General features: G+C 70.7%; 16 protein-coding genes and 5 tRNA genes. 16 read left to right on the forward strand and 5 right to left on the reverse strand.

Features of this window, described 5'->3' with window-relative positions; translation table 11 throughout:
- Window positions 1-95: 95 nt before the first annotated feature.
- Window positions 96-509: a roadblock/LC7 domain-containing protein gene (locus tag ACZ8ZB_RS24250; RefSeq protein ID WP_003973453.1), complete on the reverse strand. Its 414-nt coding sequence runs from the start codon at window positions 507-509 to the stop codon at window positions 96-98.
- 9 nt (window positions 510-518) lie between these two features.
- Window positions 519-4385: a sensor histidine kinase gene (locus tag ACZ8ZB_RS24255; RefSeq protein ID WP_470739754.1), complete on the reverse strand. Its 3867-nt coding sequence runs from the start codon at window positions 4383-4385 to the stop codon at window positions 519-521.
- A gap of 581 nt (window positions 4386-4966) precedes the next feature.
- Between ACZ8ZB_RS24255 and ACZ8ZB_RS24260 the strand changes: the two genes are divergently transcribed.
- The 9 genes from ACZ8ZB_RS24260 to ACZ8ZB_RS24300 all read left to right on the forward strand — a co-directional run bounded on the left by ACZ8ZB_RS24260 (window position 4967) and on the right by ACZ8ZB_RS24300 (window position 9304).
- Window positions 4967-5182 carry a hypothetical protein gene (locus ACZ8ZB_RS24260; protein ID WP_470741664.1) on the forward strand — a complete coding sequence of 72 codons (216 nt, stop codon included), beginning with the start codon at window positions 4967-4969 and terminating at the stop codon, window positions 5180-5182.
- Window positions 5183-5345: 163 nt separating this feature from the next.
- Window positions 5346-6131: a fumarylacetoacetate hydrolase family protein gene (locus ACZ8ZB_RS24265; protein WP_470739755.1), complete on the forward strand. Its 786-nt coding sequence runs from the start codon at window positions 5346-5348 to the stop codon at window positions 6129-6131.
- Complete coding sequence (gene gltX, locus ACZ8ZB_RS24270) at window positions 6124-7638, forward strand: glutamate--tRNA ligase (protein ID WP_470739756.1); 1515 nt, start codon at window positions 6124-6126, stop codon at window positions 7636-7638. Before ACZ8ZB_RS24265 ends, gltX begins: the two co-directional genes overlap by 8 nt.
- A 361-nt stretch (window positions 7639-7999) precedes the next feature.
- On the forward strand, window positions 8000-8734 hold the full coding sequence (locus tag ACZ8ZB_RS24275) for an HAD family hydrolase (protein ID WP_470739757.1): 735 nt from the start codon (window positions 8000-8002) through the stop codon (window positions 8732-8734).
- A 90-nt stretch (window positions 8735-8824) separates the two neighbouring features.
- A tRNA-Gln gene (locus ACZ8ZB_RS24280) sits at window positions 8825-8896 on the forward strand.
- Between the two features lie 40 nt (window positions 8897-8936).
- Window positions 8937-9009, forward strand: a tRNA-Glu gene (locus ACZ8ZB_RS24285).
- Window positions 9010-9038: 29 nt separating this feature from the next.
- Window positions 9039-9111 (forward strand) — tRNA-Glu (locus ACZ8ZB_RS24290).
- 21 nt (window positions 9112-9132) lie between these two features.
- A tRNA-Gln gene (locus ACZ8ZB_RS24295) sits at window positions 9133-9204 on the forward strand.
- 27 nt (window positions 9205-9231) lie between these two features.
- Window positions 9232-9304, forward strand: a tRNA-Glu gene (locus ACZ8ZB_RS24300).
- 125 nt (window positions 9305-9429) lie between these two features.
- Here the strand turns inward: ACZ8ZB_RS24300 and ndgR are convergent.
- Entirely contained in the window at window positions 9430-10143 is a 714-nt protein-coding gene (gene ndgR / locus ACZ8ZB_RS24305) for an IclR family transcriptional regulator NdgR (RefSeq protein WP_470739758.1), read from the reverse strand.
- Window positions 10144-10338: 195 nt separating this feature from the next.
- Here ndgR and leuC point away from each other — a divergent pair, with 195 nt between their 5' ends.
- From leuC to ACZ8ZB_RS24325, 4 genes are all read left to right on the forward strand, one after another.
- Window positions 10339-11769 carry a 3-isopropylmalate dehydratase large subunit gene (gene leuC / locus ACZ8ZB_RS24310; protein ID WP_470739759.1) on the forward strand — a complete coding sequence of 477 codons (1431 nt, stop codon included), beginning with the start codon at window positions 10339-10341 and terminating at the stop codon, window positions 11767-11769.
- 6 nt (window positions 11770-11775) lie between these two features.
- Window positions 11776-12369: a 3-isopropylmalate dehydratase small subunit gene (leuD, locus tag ACZ8ZB_RS24315; protein ID WP_470739760.1), complete on the forward strand. Its 594-nt coding sequence runs from the start codon at window positions 11776-11778 to the stop codon at window positions 12367-12369.
- 276 nt (window positions 12370-12645) lie between these two features.
- Entirely contained in the window at window positions 12646-12876 is a 231-nt protein-coding gene (locus ACZ8ZB_RS24320) for an SCO5555 family protein (protein WP_085573006.1), read from the forward strand.
- A gap of 136 nt (window positions 12877-13012) precedes the next feature.
- Entirely contained in the window at window positions 13013-13651 is a 639-nt protein-coding gene (locus tag ACZ8ZB_RS24325; RefSeq protein ID WP_470739761.1) for an HU family DNA-binding protein, read from the forward strand.
- Between the two features lie 108 nt (window positions 13652-13759).
- Here the strand turns inward: ACZ8ZB_RS24325 and ACZ8ZB_RS24330 are convergent, their stop codons facing one another.
- Both ACZ8ZB_RS24330 and cofC read right to left on the reverse strand, forming a co-directional pair.
- Window positions 13760-13963 carry a hypothetical protein gene (locus tag ACZ8ZB_RS24330; RefSeq protein ID WP_470739762.1) on the reverse strand — a complete coding sequence of 68 codons (204 nt, stop codon included), beginning with the start codon at window positions 13961-13963 and terminating at the stop codon, window positions 13760-13762.
- A gap of 9 nt (window positions 13964-13972) precedes the next feature.
- Window positions 13973-14611, reverse strand: a complete 639-nt coding sequence (cofC, locus tag ACZ8ZB_RS24335) for a 2-phospho-L-lactate guanylyltransferase (protein WP_470739763.1) — start codon at window positions 14609-14611, stop codon at window positions 13973-13975.
- Between the two features lie 173 nt (window positions 14612-14784).
- Between cofC and ACZ8ZB_RS24340 the strand changes: the two genes are divergently transcribed.
- The 3 genes from ACZ8ZB_RS24340 (at window position 14785) to ACZ8ZB_RS24350 (ending at window position 17841) form a co-directional block, all read left to right on the forward strand.
- A complete protein-coding gene (locus tag ACZ8ZB_RS24340; RefSeq protein WP_470739764.1) occupies window positions 14785-15594 on the forward strand; it encodes a lysophospholipid acyltransferase family protein in 810 nt (269 codons plus the stop codon).
- Window positions 15591-16601, forward strand: a complete 1011-nt coding sequence (locus ACZ8ZB_RS24345; protein ID WP_470739765.1) for an NAD(P)H-dependent glycerol-3-phosphate dehydrogenase — start codon at window positions 15591-15593, stop codon at window positions 16599-16601. The genes ACZ8ZB_RS24340 and ACZ8ZB_RS24345 overlap by 4 nt, the downstream gene beginning before the upstream one ends.
- 82 nt (window positions 16602-16683) lie before the next feature.
- Window positions 16684-17841, forward strand: coding sequence for a D-alanine--D-alanine ligase family protein (locus tag ACZ8ZB_RS24350; protein WP_470739766.1), 1158 nt, complete (start codon window positions 16684-16686; stop codon window positions 17839-17841).
- Window positions 17842-17855 lie beyond the last annotated feature (14 nt).

The following is a 17855-nucleotide window of genomic DNA, read 5'->3' on the forward strand; positions in this document are numbered from 1 at the left end:
ACAGCAAGTCGGTCAGTCAAGCCGTCTGACGGGGCCGGTGGGGGGAATGTGGCGGCCGGACGGTGATTTGGTGAGACGGGTGGTGCCGGGGCCGATCAGTGGAGCAGACTTCCCTGGAGCTCGGCGCGCAGGTCCGGGGTGAGGACCGCCCCCGCGCGGTCGACCAGGAGCGCCATCTCGTAGCCGACGAGGCCGATGTCGCACTCGGGGTGCGCGAGAACGGCCAGGGACGAGCCGTCCGAGACGGACATGAGGAAGAGGAATCCCCGCTCCATCTCGACGACCGTCTGGGCCACGTTGCCGCCTTCGAAGATCCGGGAGGCGCCGGCCGTCAGGGAGGTCAGTCCCGAAGCGACGGCCGCGAGCTGGTCCGCGCGGTCGCGCGGGAACCCCTCGGACATGGCCAGCAGGAGACCGTCGGCGGACACGACGACGGTGTGGGACACCCCGGGGGTGTTGTCCACGAAGTTGGTGATCAACCAGTTGAGGTTCTGTGCCGCCTGGCTCATCGGGCTCAACTAACGCTCCTGCTGGTGAGTGGGGTTCGGGAAGGTGCCGGTCTGGGTGGTACCGGCCTGACGACCCTGTGCGATACCCCGACGGAGATTGGTCAGCCGGCCGCGCACGTCATCGGGGGCGCGCGAGACCTGAGGACCGCTCTGGTGCTGTTGCTGCTGAGCCGTGCCCGGGACGAGGTTCGCCTTGGGCACCCGGCGCGGCAGGCCGGAGGTGGTGACGCCGCCCGCGGCCGGCTGTCGGACGCGTTCGGCCTGTCGGACCAGCTCGTCGTTGGGCGAGCTGCGCCAAGCGGTGGAAGCGGACCGCTGCGGGCCGGTGGGGCCCTGCGGCTGCTGCTGTTGCTGGGGCTGCTGGTGCTGTTGCGGCTGCTGGGGTGCCGGAGCCGAGCCGTTGCCCTGCTCCTGTTCGCCGCCGTGGAACCAGTTGGTCTCCAGTGTGTCGTACAGCGGCGTACGGCCGTCGCCCGGGCCGGACGCGGGCGGCAGCGCCCACGCGTCGGACACCGCGCGCTCGTCGGGCCGCCGCGCGGCCCCGCCGTCGCCCTGCTGCTCCGGGTGGACGGGCCGCTGCTGCAGGGCCGGCGGACGCGGGGCGACCGGGCCGGCTCCGTACGCGCCGTTCGGCTGCGGACGCTCGAACTGACCGGTGACGGCCGGGTCCGCGGCGTTCGGGCGCTCCGGGAGGGAGTGACGGCCCATGGCGCCGTTGTCCCGGTCCGGGGTCTGGAACTGGCCGGTGGAGCCGTTGTCGTAACCCTGCGGGACGGGGAACTGGCCCGTCGCGGCCGGATTCTGCCCACCCGGACCGCCCTGTGAGGCGCCGAAGAGGTCACCGCGGACGAACTGGCCCGTGTGCTGGGCGCCGTCCGCACCGGGCTGGGCGTACTGGCCGGTGTTCTGGACGTCGTTGGCACCGGGCTGGGCGTACTGGCCGGTGTTCTGGACGTCGTTGGCACCGGGCTGGGCGTACTGGCCGGTGTTCTGCGGGGCGTCGGCGCCGGGGGCGCCGTAGGCGGGCGCGCCGGGGTTCTGACGCTCGTCGAACCGGGGGATCTCCGCCGTCGCGCCGGGGCCCTGCCGGTCGTCGAACCGGGGCATGGCCGAGGTACGGGCGGCGTCCGGCTCCTCGTGACCGCGCGGGGCGTCCAGCGAGGCGCGCGGCGCCGGCGGCTGGGCGTTCTCGTCGCTCCAGCTGGGTACGCGCGGCTGCTGCTGGTCACCGCCGGGCAGCTCCGGGCGCGCGCCACCGCGCGGCGGCAGCTGCGGACGACGGCCGCGCTCGGACTTTCCGCCACCGCGCTGCGGCGGCACCTGGCCGCGACCGCCACCGAAGGCGTCCTGCTCCTGCTGTCCGCCCGGACCCGTGGCCTGCATGCCCTGCGGGGCGCCGGGCACCTGGCCGCCGAAGCCGGCCGGAGCCGGACGGCCCTGCGGAGCCGCACCGGGAGCGCCCCGGTCGAACAGCGACGGCGTGGAGTTGCCCGGCTGGCCCTGCGGCCCCCGCGCTCCGTCGGGCCGGCCCGTGCCGTCCCGCCCGGGCAGCGCGGCCCGCGGACCCTGACCGGCGCCGAGCCGGCCACCGCCGGACGCGCCGGCGCCGAGAGCACCGCCGACGGACTGACCGGCGCCGGCGGCACGCCGTGCGGCCGCGGCGCCCGCGGCCGCCTGCGCGGCGGCGGGGCCACCGCCGCCGGCGCCCGGCTGACCCGGCTTGCCCTGCGGCTTCTTGCCGCCCTGGGCGACGTCGACGGGCAGCATGACCAGCGCGGTCGTACCACCGGAGTCGGACGGACGCAGCTGGATGCGGATGCCGTGGCGCTGCGACAGACGGCCGACCACGAACAGACCCATGCGGCGGGAGACGGAGACGTCCACGGTGGGCGGCGCGGCGAGCCGCTCGTTGATCGCCGCCAGGTCCTCCGGCGACAGACCGATACCGGTGTCGTGGATCTCGATCAGCACCCGGCCGTCGGGCAGCGCGTGACCGGTGACCTTGACCTTGGTCTGCGGTGAGGAGAAGGAGGTGGCGTTCTCCAGCAGCTCGGCGAGCAGGTGCACGAGGTCGTTGACCACGCGGCCGGCCACTTCGGTGCTCGGCACGGAGGTCAGCTCGATGCGCTCGTACTGCTCCACCTCGGAGGCGGCGGCACGGAGCACGTCGACCAGCGGGACCGGGCGGGTCCACCGGCGGCCGGGCTCCTCACCCGCGAGGACCAGCAGGTTCTCACCGTTACGGCGCATACGCGTGGCGAGGTGGTCCAGCTTGAACAGCGAGGACAGCTGGTCCGGGTCGGCCTCGCGGGACTCCAGCTCGGAGATCAGCGACAGCTGGCGCTGGATCAGACCCTGGGAGCGGCGCGAGAGGTTGGTGAACATCGCGTTGACGTTGCCCCGCAGCAGGGCCTGCTCGGCGGCGAGGCGGACCGCCTCGCGGTGCACGTCGTCGAAGGCCGCGGCCACCTTGCCGATCTCGTCCCGGGAGTGCACACCGACCGACTCCACGGACGTGTCGACGTCCTGCGGGTCGGACTCGGAGAGCTGCTTGACCAGCTCGGGCAGGCGTTCCTGGGCGACCTTGGTGGCGGTGTCCTCCAGCCGGCGCAGCGAGCGGATCATGGAGCGGGCCACGACGAAGGCGCCGACCAGCGACACACCGAGCACGAGCAGGATCAGCACACCGGAGACGATCGCGTCGCGCTCGGTGGCGCTGCGCAGCTCACGGGCCTGCTGTTCCATGTCCTCGAGCAGCGTGAGCTCGATGTTCTTCATCTGCTGGATCTTGGTGGAGCTGTCGTCCAGCCAGTCGCGGTAGGACCGCTTGCCGACCGACGTGAGGCCGAACTCCGAGGCCAGGGCACGACCGGCGTACTCGTCGGTGGCCCTGATCGTGCTGTTGCCCTCCTCGATCGGCAGCAGCAGCTCGGTGGCGGCGACGTCGCCGTAGATGCTCTTGAAGCTGCGGATCTCGGACTTCTGGCTCGCCAGCGCCGACTCGGCGTAGAGCCGGTCGTTGTCGGAGAGCTCGCCCTTGGTGGTGTTGCTGGTGGGCAGCGCCGCGGCGAGGACCGCGCGCTGGATCGACGCGTACTCCTTGGCGGAGGAGAAGGAGGCCAGGGCGCGGGTGCGCTGGATCATCTCGGGGTTGCTGGTCGCCTCCGCCATGTCCTGCGAGAGCTCGACCAGCTTCTCGATCAGGCGGTGGTACCCCTCGACGGTCTGCGTGGAGTTGTCCTTCGACTGGAACGCCGAGTTGCGGATCTTCTCGAGCTCGCCCAGCTCACCGGCGAGCTGCACCAGGTTGTCGCGGACGCCCTTGAGGTCGCCGTCCTTGCTGGCGTCGTCGATCTCCTCGGAGCTGTCGATGAAGACGTCGCGGGCCCGGTCGGTCTTCTCGCGGTAGCCCTTGACCGAGAAGTCGGTGGCCTTGCCGCCGTGCGCCAGCGGGCCGGCCGACTGGTCGCGCTCCTCCTGGAGCGCGTGGGCCAGTTCGGTGGCCTGCTTGGTCATGTCCGTCAGCAGCTTCATGTTGTCGAGCTGCTGGATGTCGTCCATCGACTGGTTGATGCGCAGCGCGCCCAGCGAGGTGGCCGCGACCACCGGGAGGGCGAGCAGCGACACCAGACGGGTCGAGATCCGCCAGTTGCGCAGGGCTATTCGTGGCCCCGGACCGGTCGGATCCTTCGGCGCGGCCGACGCCGGACCCGGTGCTCCGGTCGGCGCGGCGGAGCCTTCGCCGCCGTTCCCGGGCGCGGCCGGGCCTTGGTTCTGGGCGTGCTGGGGCGAGGAGCTGACGGCCTTGGGGCCAGTCCCGCCGTGCGGCTCCGGCTCCGCCGAAGCGCTGCCATCCCTCTTGAAACGTCCCTGCACTAGCGTCGCAACCTCTGAACCAGGCACCCCTCCGCGTGAACGGCGAGGCACGGTGTCGGCGTCATAGGGGCGCCCTGAATACGCCCCCGTGGTGGTCGTGAGTGACCGGCGCTGGTTCCCCCTTCTCGCCCGCCGCTCGGCGCGTCTGTGCGCCCCCTGTGCGCCGGCTCGATCCTGCGGCGGTTCCGTGGAATTCCAGCACAGTGCAGGATCTCCAACAAGGCCCATCGCCTTACGGGTGGGATACGTGACACCACGTGAGTGATGGGTCACCGCGGGTAGAAGGGGGACTCCCGCATAAGGGGCGTATGTCCGCGAGTCGGCAGGGCGGGCCGGGTGTCCCAGTCGCCATGATCAGGAGCGGAATAATGGCTTCAGGTGGCGAATGTCCGATTCCGTCTCATCGGGGGTCGGGTCGAAATGGCCGGTTTGTCCGGTAGTTCGTGAGCAAACTCACACCCTGATCAAGGCCTCCGGCCGCAGTCGGCGGGGAATCGGGTGTTTAGCCTGACGCTTTACAGGGACGGCAGAACCGACAACCCGCGCCCTCACCGGGGTTCCCTACCCCCCTCCGGGCGCCCGTGAAACAGGACAGGGTCGAGCAAACAGTGAAGACGACGATGATGTTCCACAAGATCGCCAACCCGCGGCGCACCACGCTGGCCCACCTGGACGGCGCAGACGGACTGCAGACGCCGGTCCAGCAGGAGCACACCGTCGACCTCCCGGCCCAGACTGCCAACCCCAAGCGCACCGTCCTCATGGAGATCCCGGTCGCGGCCGACGCCGCGCAGTGACACCGGTCCGTACGGACGCCGGCCGCGAAACGCTCAACGCCGCCGAACGAGGGGCGCCCCCACGACGACGGGGGCGCCCCTCGTTGTTGCGCGGGGCGAGGACCCCTGCGCGTTAGCCTGGAGCGTCAGACTTCAGCCGATCGGTCAAGGGGACAAGCATCCCGTGCGCATCGCCAGATTCTCCATCGACGGGAACGTCGCCTTCGGCGCGGTCGAGGGCGACCGGCAGGACGAACTCGTCCTGGACATCATCAAGGGCATCCCGTTCACGGACTTCGAGCTCTCCGGCACCAAGGTCCCGCTGAGCAAGGTCAGGCTGCTGCCCCCGGTGCTCCCCAACAAGGTCGTCGCCTTCGGCCGCAACTACGCCGACCACGCGAAGGAAATGGGCAACGAGGTACCCGACGCCCCCTTCGCCTTCTTCAAGCCCTCCACCTCGGTGATCGGCCCCGGCGACGAGATCCGGTACCCCTCCTTCTCCCAGGAGGTGCACCACGAGGCCGAGCTGGCCGTGGTGATCGGCCGGATGTGCCGCGAGGTCCCGCGTGAGCGCGTCAAGGACGTGATTTTCGGCTACACCTGCGCCAACGACATCACCGCGCGCGACGTCCAGAAGCGCGAGAAGCAGTGGGCGCGGGCCAAGGGCTTCGACACCTCCTGCCCGCTCGGCCCCTGGGTGGAGACGGACATCGACCTCGCCGCCGCGGGCGACCTGACCATCCAGCTCACGGTCAACGGCGCCCAGCGCCAGCTCGGCCGCACCAGCGAGATGATCCACTCCATCGAGGACCTGATCGTCAACATCTCCGAGGCCATGACCCTGCTCCCGGGCGACGTCATCCTCACGGGCACCCCGGCCGGGGTCGGCCCCCTCAACGTCGGCGACGAGGTCGCCGTCACCATCGAAGGCATCGGCACTCTCACCAACAAGGTTGTCAAGCGTGGCTAGCGCACCCTCTCCCAAGCCCTCGACTCCGCTCGCGCAGGGGGTACCCCCACGCGTACGTTTCTGCCCGTCGCCCACCGGTAACCCCCATGTGGGCCTGGTCCGCACCGCCCTGTTCAACTGGGCGTTCGCCAAGCACCACGGCGGCACCCTGGTCTTCCGCATCGAGGACACCGACGCGGCCCGCGACTCCGAGGAGTCGTACAACCAGCTGCTCGACTCCATGCGCTGGCTGGGCTTCGACTGGGACGAGGGGCCCGAGGTCGGCGGCCCGCACGCGCCGTACCGCCAGTCGCAGCGCATGGACATCTACAAGGACGTCGCGAGGAAGCTGCTCGACGCCGGCCACGCCTACCACTGCTACTGCTCCCAGGAGGAGCTGGACAGCCGCCGCGAGGCCGCCCGCGCCGCCGGCAGGCCCTCCGGCTACGACGGCCACTGCCGCGAGCTGACCGATGCCCAGGTCGAGGACTACAAGGCCCAGGGCCGCGAGCCGATCGTCCGCTTCCGGATGCCCGACGAGACGATCACCTTCACCGACCTGGTCCGCGGTGAGCTGACCTTCACCCCGGAGAACGTCCCGGACTACGGCATCGTCCGCGCCAACGGCGCCCCGCTGTACACGCTGGTCAACCCGGTCGACGACGCCCTGATGGAGATCACCCACGTCCTGCGCGGCGAGGACCTGCTCTCCTCCACCCCGCGCCAGATCGCCCTCTACAAGGCGCTGACCGAGCTGGGCATCGCCAAGCGGACGCCCGCCTTCGGTCATCTGCCGTACGTGATGGGCGAGGGCAACAAGAAGCTCTCCAAGCGCGACCCGCAGTCGTCCCTCAACCTCTACCGCGAGCGCGGCTTCCTCCCCGAGGGTCTGCTCAACTACCTCTCCCTGCTCGGCTGGTCGCTCTCCGCCGACCAGGACGTCTTCTCCGTCGACGAGATGATCGCGGCCTTCGACGTCGCCGACGTGCAGCCGAACCCGGCCCGCTTCGACCTGAAGAAGTGCGAGGCGATCAACGGCGACCACATCCGCATGCTCGACGTGAAGGACTTCACCGAGCGCTGCTCGCCCTGGCTCAGGGCCCCCTTCGCGCCCTGGGCGCCGGAGGCCTTCGACGAGGCCAAGTGGCAGGCCATCGCCCCGCACGCGCAGACCCGCCTCAAGGTTCTCTCCGAGATCACGGACAACGTCGACTTCCTGTTCCTGCCGGAGCCGGTCTTCGACGAGGCGTCCTGGAACAAGGCCATGAAGGAGGGCAGCGACGCGCTGCTCCGCACGGCCCGCGAGAAGCTGGACACGGCGGACTGGACGTCCCCCGAGTCCCTCAAGGAGGCCGTCCTGGCCGCCGGCGAGGCCCACGGCCTCAAGCTCGGCAAGGCCCAGGCCCCGGTCCGCGTCGCCGTCACCGGCCGCACGGTCGGCCTGCCGCTCTTCGAGTCCCTGGAGGTCCTGGGCAAGGAGAAGACGCTGGCCAGGATCGACGCGGCGCTGGCCAGGCTCACCGCGTAACCCACAACAGGCCGTGAAGGGGCGGCGTCCGGACGGTTCCGGGCGCCGCCCCTTCATGTTCCCGGGTGCCGTCGGTCCCATGGTGATCCGAGCGGTTGTCCGGGACGTCGACACTGTGTTTTCCGGGGGATGACCCCCGGGCCCCCAGCCGGTCCGGCTGTACCGTCGGTCCCATGGTGATCCGAGCGGTTGTCCGGGACGTCGACACTGTGTTTTCCGGGGGATGACCCCCGGGCCCCCAGCCGGTCCGGCTGTACCGTCGGTCCCATGGTGATCCGAGCGGTTGTCCGGGACGTCGACACTGTGTTTTCCGGGGGATGACCCCCGGGCCCCCAGCCGGTCCGGCTGTACCGTCGGTCCCATGGTGATCCGAGCAGTTGTCTGGGACGTCGACGACACGCTTTTCGACTACACAACCGCCGACCGCGAGGGCATGCGGGCGCATCTGCTGGCCGAAGGGCTGATGGACGGGTACGCCTCCGCGGAGGAGGCGCTGGAGCGGTGGCGGGAGGTGACCGAGCAGCAGTGGGCGCGGTTCGCCGCGCGGGAGGTGGACTTCGAGACGCAGCGGCGTGACCGCACCCGGGTCTTCCTGGGCCGGCCGGAGCTGACGGACACCGAGGCCGACGACTGGTTCCGGCGGTACGTCACGCACTACGAGTCCGCCTGGAGCCTCTTCCCGGACGTGCTGCCCGTCCTCGACGCCCTCGCCGCCAGCCACCGCCACGCCGTGCTCTCCAACTCCAGCCTCCACGTCCAGGACCGCAAGCTGCGCGTCCTCGGCGTCCACGACCGCTTCGAGGCCATCCTGTGCGCCGCGGAGCTGGGCGTCTCCAAGCCCGAGGTCGGCGCGTTCCTCGCCGCCTGCGACGCGCTGGGGCTGCCCCCGGACCAGGTGGCGTACGTCGGTGACCACCCGGAGATCGACGGCCGGGGCGCCGCGGAGGCGGGAATGCTGTCGGTGTGGATCGACCGCGGGAAGGCGTGGGTGGCCGTCGAGCCGCCCGTGGGGCCACGTCGTATCGCCTCCCTCTCCGAACTTCCCGCGGTACTCGCCGCCGATACTCGTTTTGGAGCCCCGTCCACCTTCGGGTAATGTTCTTCCTGCGCCGAGGGGAGCAGGCCGGAAGGCCGGAGCCCCGAGCGTAGAACTAGAACAAGAACCCCTCAGGGGCTTGCGTTCCAGTGGCCTATGGTGTAATTGGCAGCACGACTGATTCTGGTTCAGTTAGTCTTGGTTCGAGTCCAGGTAGGCCAGCTCGCAGAGCTCATCTGCACCCGCGGATCTGATCCGCAAAGCCCCCGTTGTGTAGCGGCCTAGCACGCTGCCCTCTCAAGGCAGTAGCGCCGGTTCGAATCCGGTCGGGGGTACTGGTTCCGATCATCTCGGGACCGCTAGGGCCCCCGTTGTGTAGCGGCCTAGCACGCCGCCCTCTCAAGGCGGTAGCGCCGGTTCGAATCCGGTCGGGGGTACTGACTGGTCTAAACCATCATTGGTCTATGGTGTAATTGGCAGCACGACTGATTCTGGTTCAGTTAGTCTTGGTTCGAGTCCAGGTAGACCAGCAGGATCCGCGGCAACGCGTGATCCACGCCCCCGTTGTGTAGCGGCCTAGCACGCCGCCCTCTCAAGGCGGTAGCGCCGGTTCGAATCCGGTCGGGGGTACACGGTGAAAGCCCTCCACCTCGGTGGAGGGCTTTCGGCGTTCCGGGACGCGCACCCGGGACCGGGGAAGGGCCCGCCGCGGCGTTGAGGCGGACCCGTTCCCGCGGGACGGCAAGGGCGGGGGTTCAGGAGCGGCGCAGGGCCTCGGACAGGCGGCCGGCGGCGTCGATGACGGCTTGGGCGTGCATCCGGCCGGGGTGGCGGGACAGGCGCTCGATGGGGCCGGAGACCGAGACGGCGGCCACCACGCGGTTCGACGGCCCGCGCACGGGTGCGGAGACGGATGCCACGCCCGGCTCGCGCTCACCGATCGACTGGGCCCAGCCCCGGCGTCGTACGCCCGAGAGGGCCGTCGCCGTGAACCGGGCGCCCTGCAGACCCCGGTGCAGCCGCTCCGGCTCCTCCCAGGCCATCAGGATCTGCGCCGAGGAGCCGGCCTTCATCGTCAGCGTGGAGCCCACCGGCACCGTGTCCCGCAGGCCCGAGAGGCGCTCCGCCGCGGCGACGCAGATGCGCATGTCGCCCTGGCGGCGGTAGAGCTGGGCGCTCTCGCCGGTCACGTCGCGGAGGTGGGTGAGCACCGGGCCCGCCGTGGCGAGCAGGCGGTCCTCGCCCGCCGCCGCGGCCAGTTCGGCCAGGCGCGGGCCGAGAATGAAACGGCCCTGCATGTCGCGCGCCACCAGGCGGTGGTGTTCCAGCGCCACGGCCAGGCGGTGGGCCGTGGGTCGTGCCAGTCCGGTCGCCGCGACCAAGCCCGCGAGGGTGGCCGGACCGGACTCCAGAGCGCTCAGGACGAGGGCTGCCTTGTCCAGAACGCCGACGCCGCTACTGTTGTCCATGCAACGATACTTGCGTCTCACTCTGTGAAACGCAAGTTCAATTTTCCGTGGAACCCGCCACTCTGGATGCACGGAAGCAACGCGGCCCGTGGACCACCGGGCCTGGCGGCGGACGCCCGGAAGCAGGGGTGCGGGCGCCGTCTCCCCACAGATCTAGTTGGGCCGGCGCACCACCCGCCGGCCGGAGGGACAGCGATGGGTAGGACACTCGCGGAGAAGGTCTGGGACGACCACGTCGTCCGGCGCGCCGAGGGCGAGCCCGACCTCCTCTTCATCGATCTGCACCTGCTGCACGAGGTGACCAGCCCGCAGGCCTTCGACGGCCTGCGCAAGAACGGCCGCCAGGTGCGCCGTCTCGACCTCACCATCGCCACCGAGGACCACAACACCCCCACCCTCGACATCGACAAGCCGATCGCCGACCCGGTCTCCCGGGTCCAGCTGGAGACGCTGCGCAAGAACTGCGCCGAGTTCGGCGTCCGGCTGCACCCGCTGGGCGACGTCGAGCAGGGCGTCGTGCACGTCGTCGGCCCGCAGCTGGGTCTGACCCAGCCCGGCATGACCGTCGTCTGCGGTGACTCGCACACCTCCACGCACGGCGCCTTCGGCGGTCTCGCGTTCGGCATCGGCACCTCCCAGGTCGAGCACGTCCTGGCCACCCAGACGCTGCCGATGGCCCGCCCGAAGACCATGGCGATCACGGTCAACGGCGAACTGCCCGAGGGGGTCACGGCCAAGGACCTGATCCTGGCGATCATCGCGAGGATCGGCACCGGCGGCGGCCAGGGCTACGTTCTGGAGTACCGGGGCGAGGCCATCGAGAAGCTCTCGATGGAGGCCCGGATGACCATCTGCAACATGTCGATCGAGGCCGGCGCCCGCGCGGGCATGATCGCCCCCGACGAGACGACGTTCGCCTACCTCGAGGGCCGTCCGCACGCCCCGAAGGGCGAGGACTGGGACGCGGCCGTCGCGTACTGGAAGACGCTGAGGTCCGACGAGGACGCCGAGTTCGACGCCGAGGTGGTCATCGAGGCCGCCGAGCTGTCGCCGTTCGTCACCTGGGGCACCAACCCGGGCCAGGGCGCTCCGCTTTCGGCGTCCGTCCCCGACCCGGCTTCGTACGAGGACGCCTCGGAGCGGCTCGCCGCCGAAAAGGCCCTGGAGTACATGGCGTTGGAGGCCGGCCAGGAGCTGCGCACCATCAACGTGGACACCGTCTTCGTAGGTTCCTGCACCAACGGCCGCATCGAGGACCTGCGCGCCGCCGCGGACGTCATCAAGGGCCGCAAGGTCGCCGACGGCGTGCGGATGCTGGTCGTCCCGGGCTCCGCGCGGGTGGGTCTGCAGGCCGTCTCCGAGGGCCTGGACGTGGTCTTCAAGGAGGCCGGCGCCGAGTGGCGGCACGCGGGCTGCTCGATGTGCCTGGGCATGAACCCCGACCAGCTCGCCCCCGGTGAGCGCTCCGCCTCCACCTCCAACCGCAACTTCGAGGGCCGGCAGGGCAAGGGCGGCCGCACCCACCTGGTGTCCCCGCAGGTCGCCGCCGCCACCGCGGTCCTCGGTCACCTGGCCTCCCCGGCCGACCTCGCCGACGCCGACGCCCGTACGCCCGCTGGAGTCTGATCAGTCATGGAAGCATTCACCACCCACACCGGCCGGGCCGTCCCGCTGCGCCGCAGCAACGTCGACACCGACCAGATCATCCCCGCCCACTGGCTCAAGAAGGTGACCCGGGACGGGTTCGAGGACGGGCTGTTCGAGGCCTGGCGCAAGGACGCGTCCTTCATCCTCAACCAGCCCGAGCGCGCGGGCGCGACCGTGCTGGTCGCGGGCCCCGACTTCGGCACCGGCTCCTCCCGTGAGCACGCCGTCTGGGCGCTGCAGAACTACGGCTTCAAGACCGTGATCTCCTCCCGCTTCGCCGACATCTTCCGCGGCAACTCGCTGAAGAACGGCCTGCTGACGGTGGTCCTCGACCAGAAGATCGTGGACGCGCTGTGGGGGCTCACCGAAGCCGACCCCACGGCGGAGATCACCGTCGACCTCCAGGCCCGCGAGGTGCGCGCCGAGGGCATCACCGCCCCCTTCGAGCTCGACGAGAACTCCCGCTGGCGACTGCTGAACGGGCTCGACGACATCTCCATCACGCTGCAGAACGAGCCGGACATCGCCGCGTACGAGGCGAAGCGCCCGTCGTTCAAGCCGAGGACGCTCACGGCCTGACCCGCACCGCGGCCGAAGTCCTCACCAGAGGTCGTCTTTCGGCCACCGGAGCACCCTCCCGTACCCCCGATCGCCCCGATCGGGGGTACGGGCACGTCTGCACCCGTTCGGCCCCGCCTGCTTCCTCGAGGATCTCCAACTTGCCACGTTAAGAAGGTGGTTGTTGGGGTACACGTGTCACGTGCCCGTGATCCACGCGTGTGTCCGGACGGCCGTCCGAGGCGGTAGTTGCCCCCTGCGCAGGCGACAACTCGCCCCAGATGGCACAATCTGTGCATGGAACACGACGGCCAACTCCAGCTCTATGCGGCGGTCGCGGTCCGGCTCAAGGAAGCGCACGCGAAGGTGCGCGCACTGCAAGTCCCGGAGGGCGTACGGATGGCGCTGACCCGGAAGCTGCTGGTCATTACGGCCGCGGCCAAACATGATCTCGCCGGTGCGGCAAGGCGTCTGGAGCGGTTCACCGAGGACCTCGACGAGGGCCGATTCCCCGAAGAGGAACGCTGAACCAGCCGGGACAACCGAGTCCGTTGCGGCACAAGGGTGATTAGCCCGTTTCGTGTTTGATTTGCGGTATATATCTGCCTAACGTGCGAAAAAGCTTGAACACTTTCGTTCTGGCGATGTCTCCGAAGGGGAAGACGTGAACAAGGCGCAGCTCGTAGAAGCGATTGCCGACAAGGTGGGCGGCCGCCAGCAGGCCGCCGACGCCGTCGACCACGTACTGGACGCCATCGTCCGCGCGGTCGTCGCGGGGGAGCGGGTCTCGGTCACCGGCTTCGGTTCGTTCGAGAAGGTCGACCGCCCGGCCCGCTACGCCCGTAACCCCCAGACGGGCGAGCGGGTTCGGGTCAAGAAGACCTCCGTTCCGCGCTTCCGCGCAGGCCAGGGCTTCAAGGACCTGGTGAGCGGCTCGAAGAAGCTGCCGCGCGGTGGTGAGGTCTCGGTCAAGAAGGCGCCCAAGGGCAGCCTGAGCGGCGGCGCTTCGGCCACGGTCAAGAAGGCCGCCGCCAAGAAGACGACGGCGAAGAAGGCCGCCACCAAGGCGGCGGCCAAGAAGACCGCCACCGCGAAGAAGGCCGCCACCAAGACGGCGGCGGCCAAGAAGACCACGGCCACGAAGGCGCCCGCCAAGACCGCGGCCCCGGCGAAGACCACCGCCGCGAAGAAGACGACCGCCAAGAAGGCCCCGGCGAAGAAGGCGACGGCCACGAAGGCGCCCGCCAAGAAGTCGACCGCGCGCAAGACCACCGCCAAGAAGACCACCACCCGCAAGAAGTAGCGGGCCCTGGTCCGTCCCTTCGGACAAGCGGCACTCACGCGCCGGGCCGGGCTCCCTCGGGAGCCCGGCCCGCGGTGTGTTCCGGACCCTGACCAGGGCCTCGGGCGGTCAGAACGTCTGGAGCGTCACCAGTGTGATCCGCCGGGCCCCGCCCTCGTCCTCGGTCTCGATGCGCACCCGCTGCCCGGGACGCAGCAGCAGCAGACCCCCCGCCTCGAACGCCGGGGCGTCGAAGGGCACCGGTGTGCCGTCGTCCAGGAGCACCTGACCGCTGCGGCTGTCGGGGTCGTAGGTGTACGCGGTGGCCTGCATGCCGGCAGCCTACTGCTCCGTGACGAGCGACCGCGCGGCGACCGCGGCCGTGTGGGGGCCGACGCCCAGCGCCAGCGCCGCCCGCAGGTCGGCGCCGGTGTCCACGTCCTGCCGCACCGAGTCCACCCCGTCGAGGCCCAGCTCCACGGCTCCGGAGTCCCGGTGCCGGACCCGGGAACCGGGGCCGAAGGACGGACGCAGTTCCCGGCCCCGGCTCGCTGCCAGCAGCGTCGTGCCGAGACCGGCGGCGTCGGCGAGGAACGCGCGCGGGAACGCGGCGGCTGCATCGAGGACACGGGCCAGTTCCGGCGGGCGGAGCGCCGGGAGGTCGGCGTTGAGGGCCGCGACGCAAGCCGCGCGGCGTGCGGTGCCCGCCACCGTCGCGCCGTGGGCGAGAGCCGCGTTGAGGCCGTCGCGCGGCTCGTCCGGGACGACCGCGGCCCCCAGCGCGGCCAGCTCCCGGGAGGCGAGGGCGTCGTCCGTGACGACCACCACATCCCGTACCGCCGGGCAGGACAGTGCGGCCGCCACAGTGTCCTGGGCGAAGGCGAGCGCGAGGCCCGGACGCAGGCCGTCGTCCGCGGTGTCCGAGAGCCTGCTCTTGGCCCGGTCCAGCGGCTTCAGGGGTACCACCAAGGTCCACTGCACGAGTGTTACGTCCCTCTCTTGTCGCGGCCATTGTCACCCGGTGCACGGGGCGGCGAGGGGGTCGGGCGTACGGTGTTCTCGACAGACCGGCGGCTCGGGGCGACACTTGTGCGGCCCGTCGGGCCTCCGGGTCCGGGCCCTGGGCCTGTCATTCGGAAGAGGAAGGTGTACTTGTGCCGCGCCGCAGAATCGGCTTCTGGTACCGCTTCGCCGCGGTTCTCTGCAAACCGCCGCTGGTGGTTCTGCTCAAGCGGGACTGGCGCGGAATGGAGAACATTCCGGCCGAGGGTGGATTTATCACCGCGGTGAACCACAATTCGCACATCGATCCCTTCGCCTACGCGCACTTTCAGTACAACACCGGACGTGTTCCGCGATTCCTGGCGAAGAGCGGGCTTTTCAACAAGGGATTCATCGGTGCCGCGATGCGCGGCACCGGGCAGATCCCCGTCTACCGCGAGAGCACCGACGCGCTCAGCGCCTTCCGGGCCGCGATCGACGCCGTGGAGCGCGGCGAGTGCGTCGCCTTCTACCCCGAGGGCACCCTCACCCGCGACCCGGACGGCTGGCCCATGACCGGCAAGACCGGTGCCGCGCGCGTCGCCCTGCAGACCAAGTGCCCCGTGATCCCGGTCGCCCAGTGGGGCGCCAACGAACTGCTGCCGCCGTACGCCAAGAAGCCCAGCCTGCTGCCGCGCAAGACCCACCGCGTGCTGGCCGGGCCGCCGGTGGATCTCGACCGCTTCTACGAGCGGGAGATGACCCCGGAACTGCTCAAGGAGGCGACGGAGGTCATCATGGCGGCCGTCACGCGCCAGCTGGAGCAGATCCGCGGCGAGAAGGCCCCCGAGACGCCGTACGACCCGCGCCGTGAGCGGGTCGAGCAGCGCCGCAGGACGTATGCGCAGCGGCGGGACGAGCGAACGCAGGAGCGGACGCGGAGCGGCAGGCCAGCCGCGCGGGAAGAAGGGCTGGGCACGTGAGCGAGCCGGTCAAGGCGGCCGTCTTCGGCACCGGATCGTGGGGCACGGCCTTCGGCATGGTCCTCGCCGACGCGGGCTGCGACGTCGTGCTGTGGGGGCGGCGCCCCGAACTCGCCGAGGCGGTCAATTCCACCCGCACCAACCCCGACTACCTGCCGGGGATCGAACTCCCGGAGAACCTGCGGGCCACCGCGGACGCCGCCGAGGCCGCGCGCGGCGCGGACTTCACCGTCCTCGCGGTCCCCTCGCAGACGCTGCGCGGCAACCTCGCCGACTGGGCGCCGCTGCTCGCGCCCCGCACGGTCCTGGTGTCGCTGATGAAGGGCGTCGAACTCGGCTCCGCGATGCGGATGAGCGAGGTCATCGCCGACGTCGCCAAGGTCGGCGCCGAACGCATCGCCGTGGTCACCGGCCCCAACCTGGCCCGGGAGATCGCCGCCCGGATGCCGGCCGCCGCCGTGGTGGCCTGCACCGACGAAGCCGTCGCCCGCCGCCTCCAGACCGCCTGCCACACGTCGTACTTCCGGCCGTACACCAACACCGACGTCATCGGCTGCGAACTGGGCGGCGCCGTGAAGAACGTGATCGGGCTGGCCGTCGGCATCGCGGACGGCATGGGGCTCGGCGACAACGCCAAGGGCTCGCTCATCACCCGCGGCCTCGCCGAGACCACCCGGCTCGGAGTCGCGCTCGGCGCCGACCCGCTGACCTTCTCCGGACTCGCGGGCCTGGGCGACCTGGTGGCCACCTGCTCCTCGCCGTTGTCGCGCAACCACACCTTCGGCACCAACCTCGGCAAGGGCCTGACCCTCGCGGAGACCATCGCGGTCACCAAGCAGACAGCCGAGGGAGTCAAGTCCTGTGAGTCGGTGCTGGACCTGGCCCGCCGGCACGGCGTCGACATGCCGCTCACCGAAACGGTCGTCTCCATCGTGCACGAGGGCAAGCCCCCGGTGGTCGCCGTCGAGGAACTGATGTCGCGCAGCGCGAAGCCCGAACGACGCTGAGCGACGGCCCCCTCCGTTCGGCTCACGCACGGCGTTGCGGGCGCTGTGTCCCGGCACCGCGGGCAGGTACTCTCATCGCGATATGAGCACCGAGAACCTCCCCCAGAGCCCCGAGCAGCCGTCCCGCAAGCCGCGTGTGGCCGTCGTGTTCGGCGGGCGCAGCTCCGAACACGGGATCTCCGTGGTCACCGCAGGAGCCGTCCTCAAGGCCATCGACCGGACCGCGTACGACGTCCTGCCGATCGGCATCACCCAGGACGGCCGCTGGGCGCTCACCGCCGACGAGCCGGAACGCATGGCGATCAGCGACCGCCGTACGCCCAGCGTCGACCAGCTCGCCGAGTCGGCGGAGGGCGGTGTGGTGCTCCCCGTCGACCCCGCCAACCGCGAAGTCGTCTACAGCGAGCCGGGCTCGGTGCCCAAGGCGCTGGGCGAGGTCGACGTGGTCTTCCCGGTGCTGCACGGCCCCTACGGTGAGGACGGCACCCTCCAGGGGCTCCTGGAGCTCTCCGGCGTCCCTTACGTCGGCTCGGGCGTGCTCGCCTCGGCCGTCGGCCAGGACAAGGAGTACATGAAGCGGGTGTTCACCTCCTTCGGGCTGAAGGTCGGCCCGTACGTGGTGATCCGGCCGCGCGAGTGGGAGCGGGACGAGTCCGCCGCCCGCGGGAAGATCGTCGACTTCGCCGGTGAGCACGGCTGGCCGCTGTTCGTGAAGCCCGCGCGCGCCGGCTCGTCGATCGGCATCACCAAGGTCGACGACCTGTCCGGTCTGGACGAGGCGATCGCCGAGGCCCGGCGTCACGACCCGAAGATCCTCGTCGAGGCGGCGCTGCGCGGCCGGGAGATCGAGTGCGGTGTGCTGGAGTTCGAGGACGGCCCGCGCGCTTCGCTGCCGGCCGAGATCCCGCCGCCCGACGCGCACGCGTACTACGACTTCGAGGCCAAGTACATCGACTCCACGCCCGGCATCGTGCCCGCGCCGCTGACCGACGAGGAGACGGCCGAGGTGCGGCGGCTCGCGGTGGAGGCGTTCGACGCGGCCTCCTGCGAAGGGCTGGTCCGTGCGGACTTCTTCCTCACCGAGGACGGCGAGTTCGTGATCAACGAGATCAACACCATGCCCGGCTTCACGCCCATCTCGATGTACCCGCAGATGTGGCAGGCCACCGGGGTGAGCTACCCGGAGCTGGTCGACCTGCTGGTGCGGGCGGCACTGCGCCGGCCGACCGGACTGCGCTGAGCCGCGTACGCACG

The sequence above is a fragment of the Streptomyces sp. 12E genome (assembly GCF_055633275.1).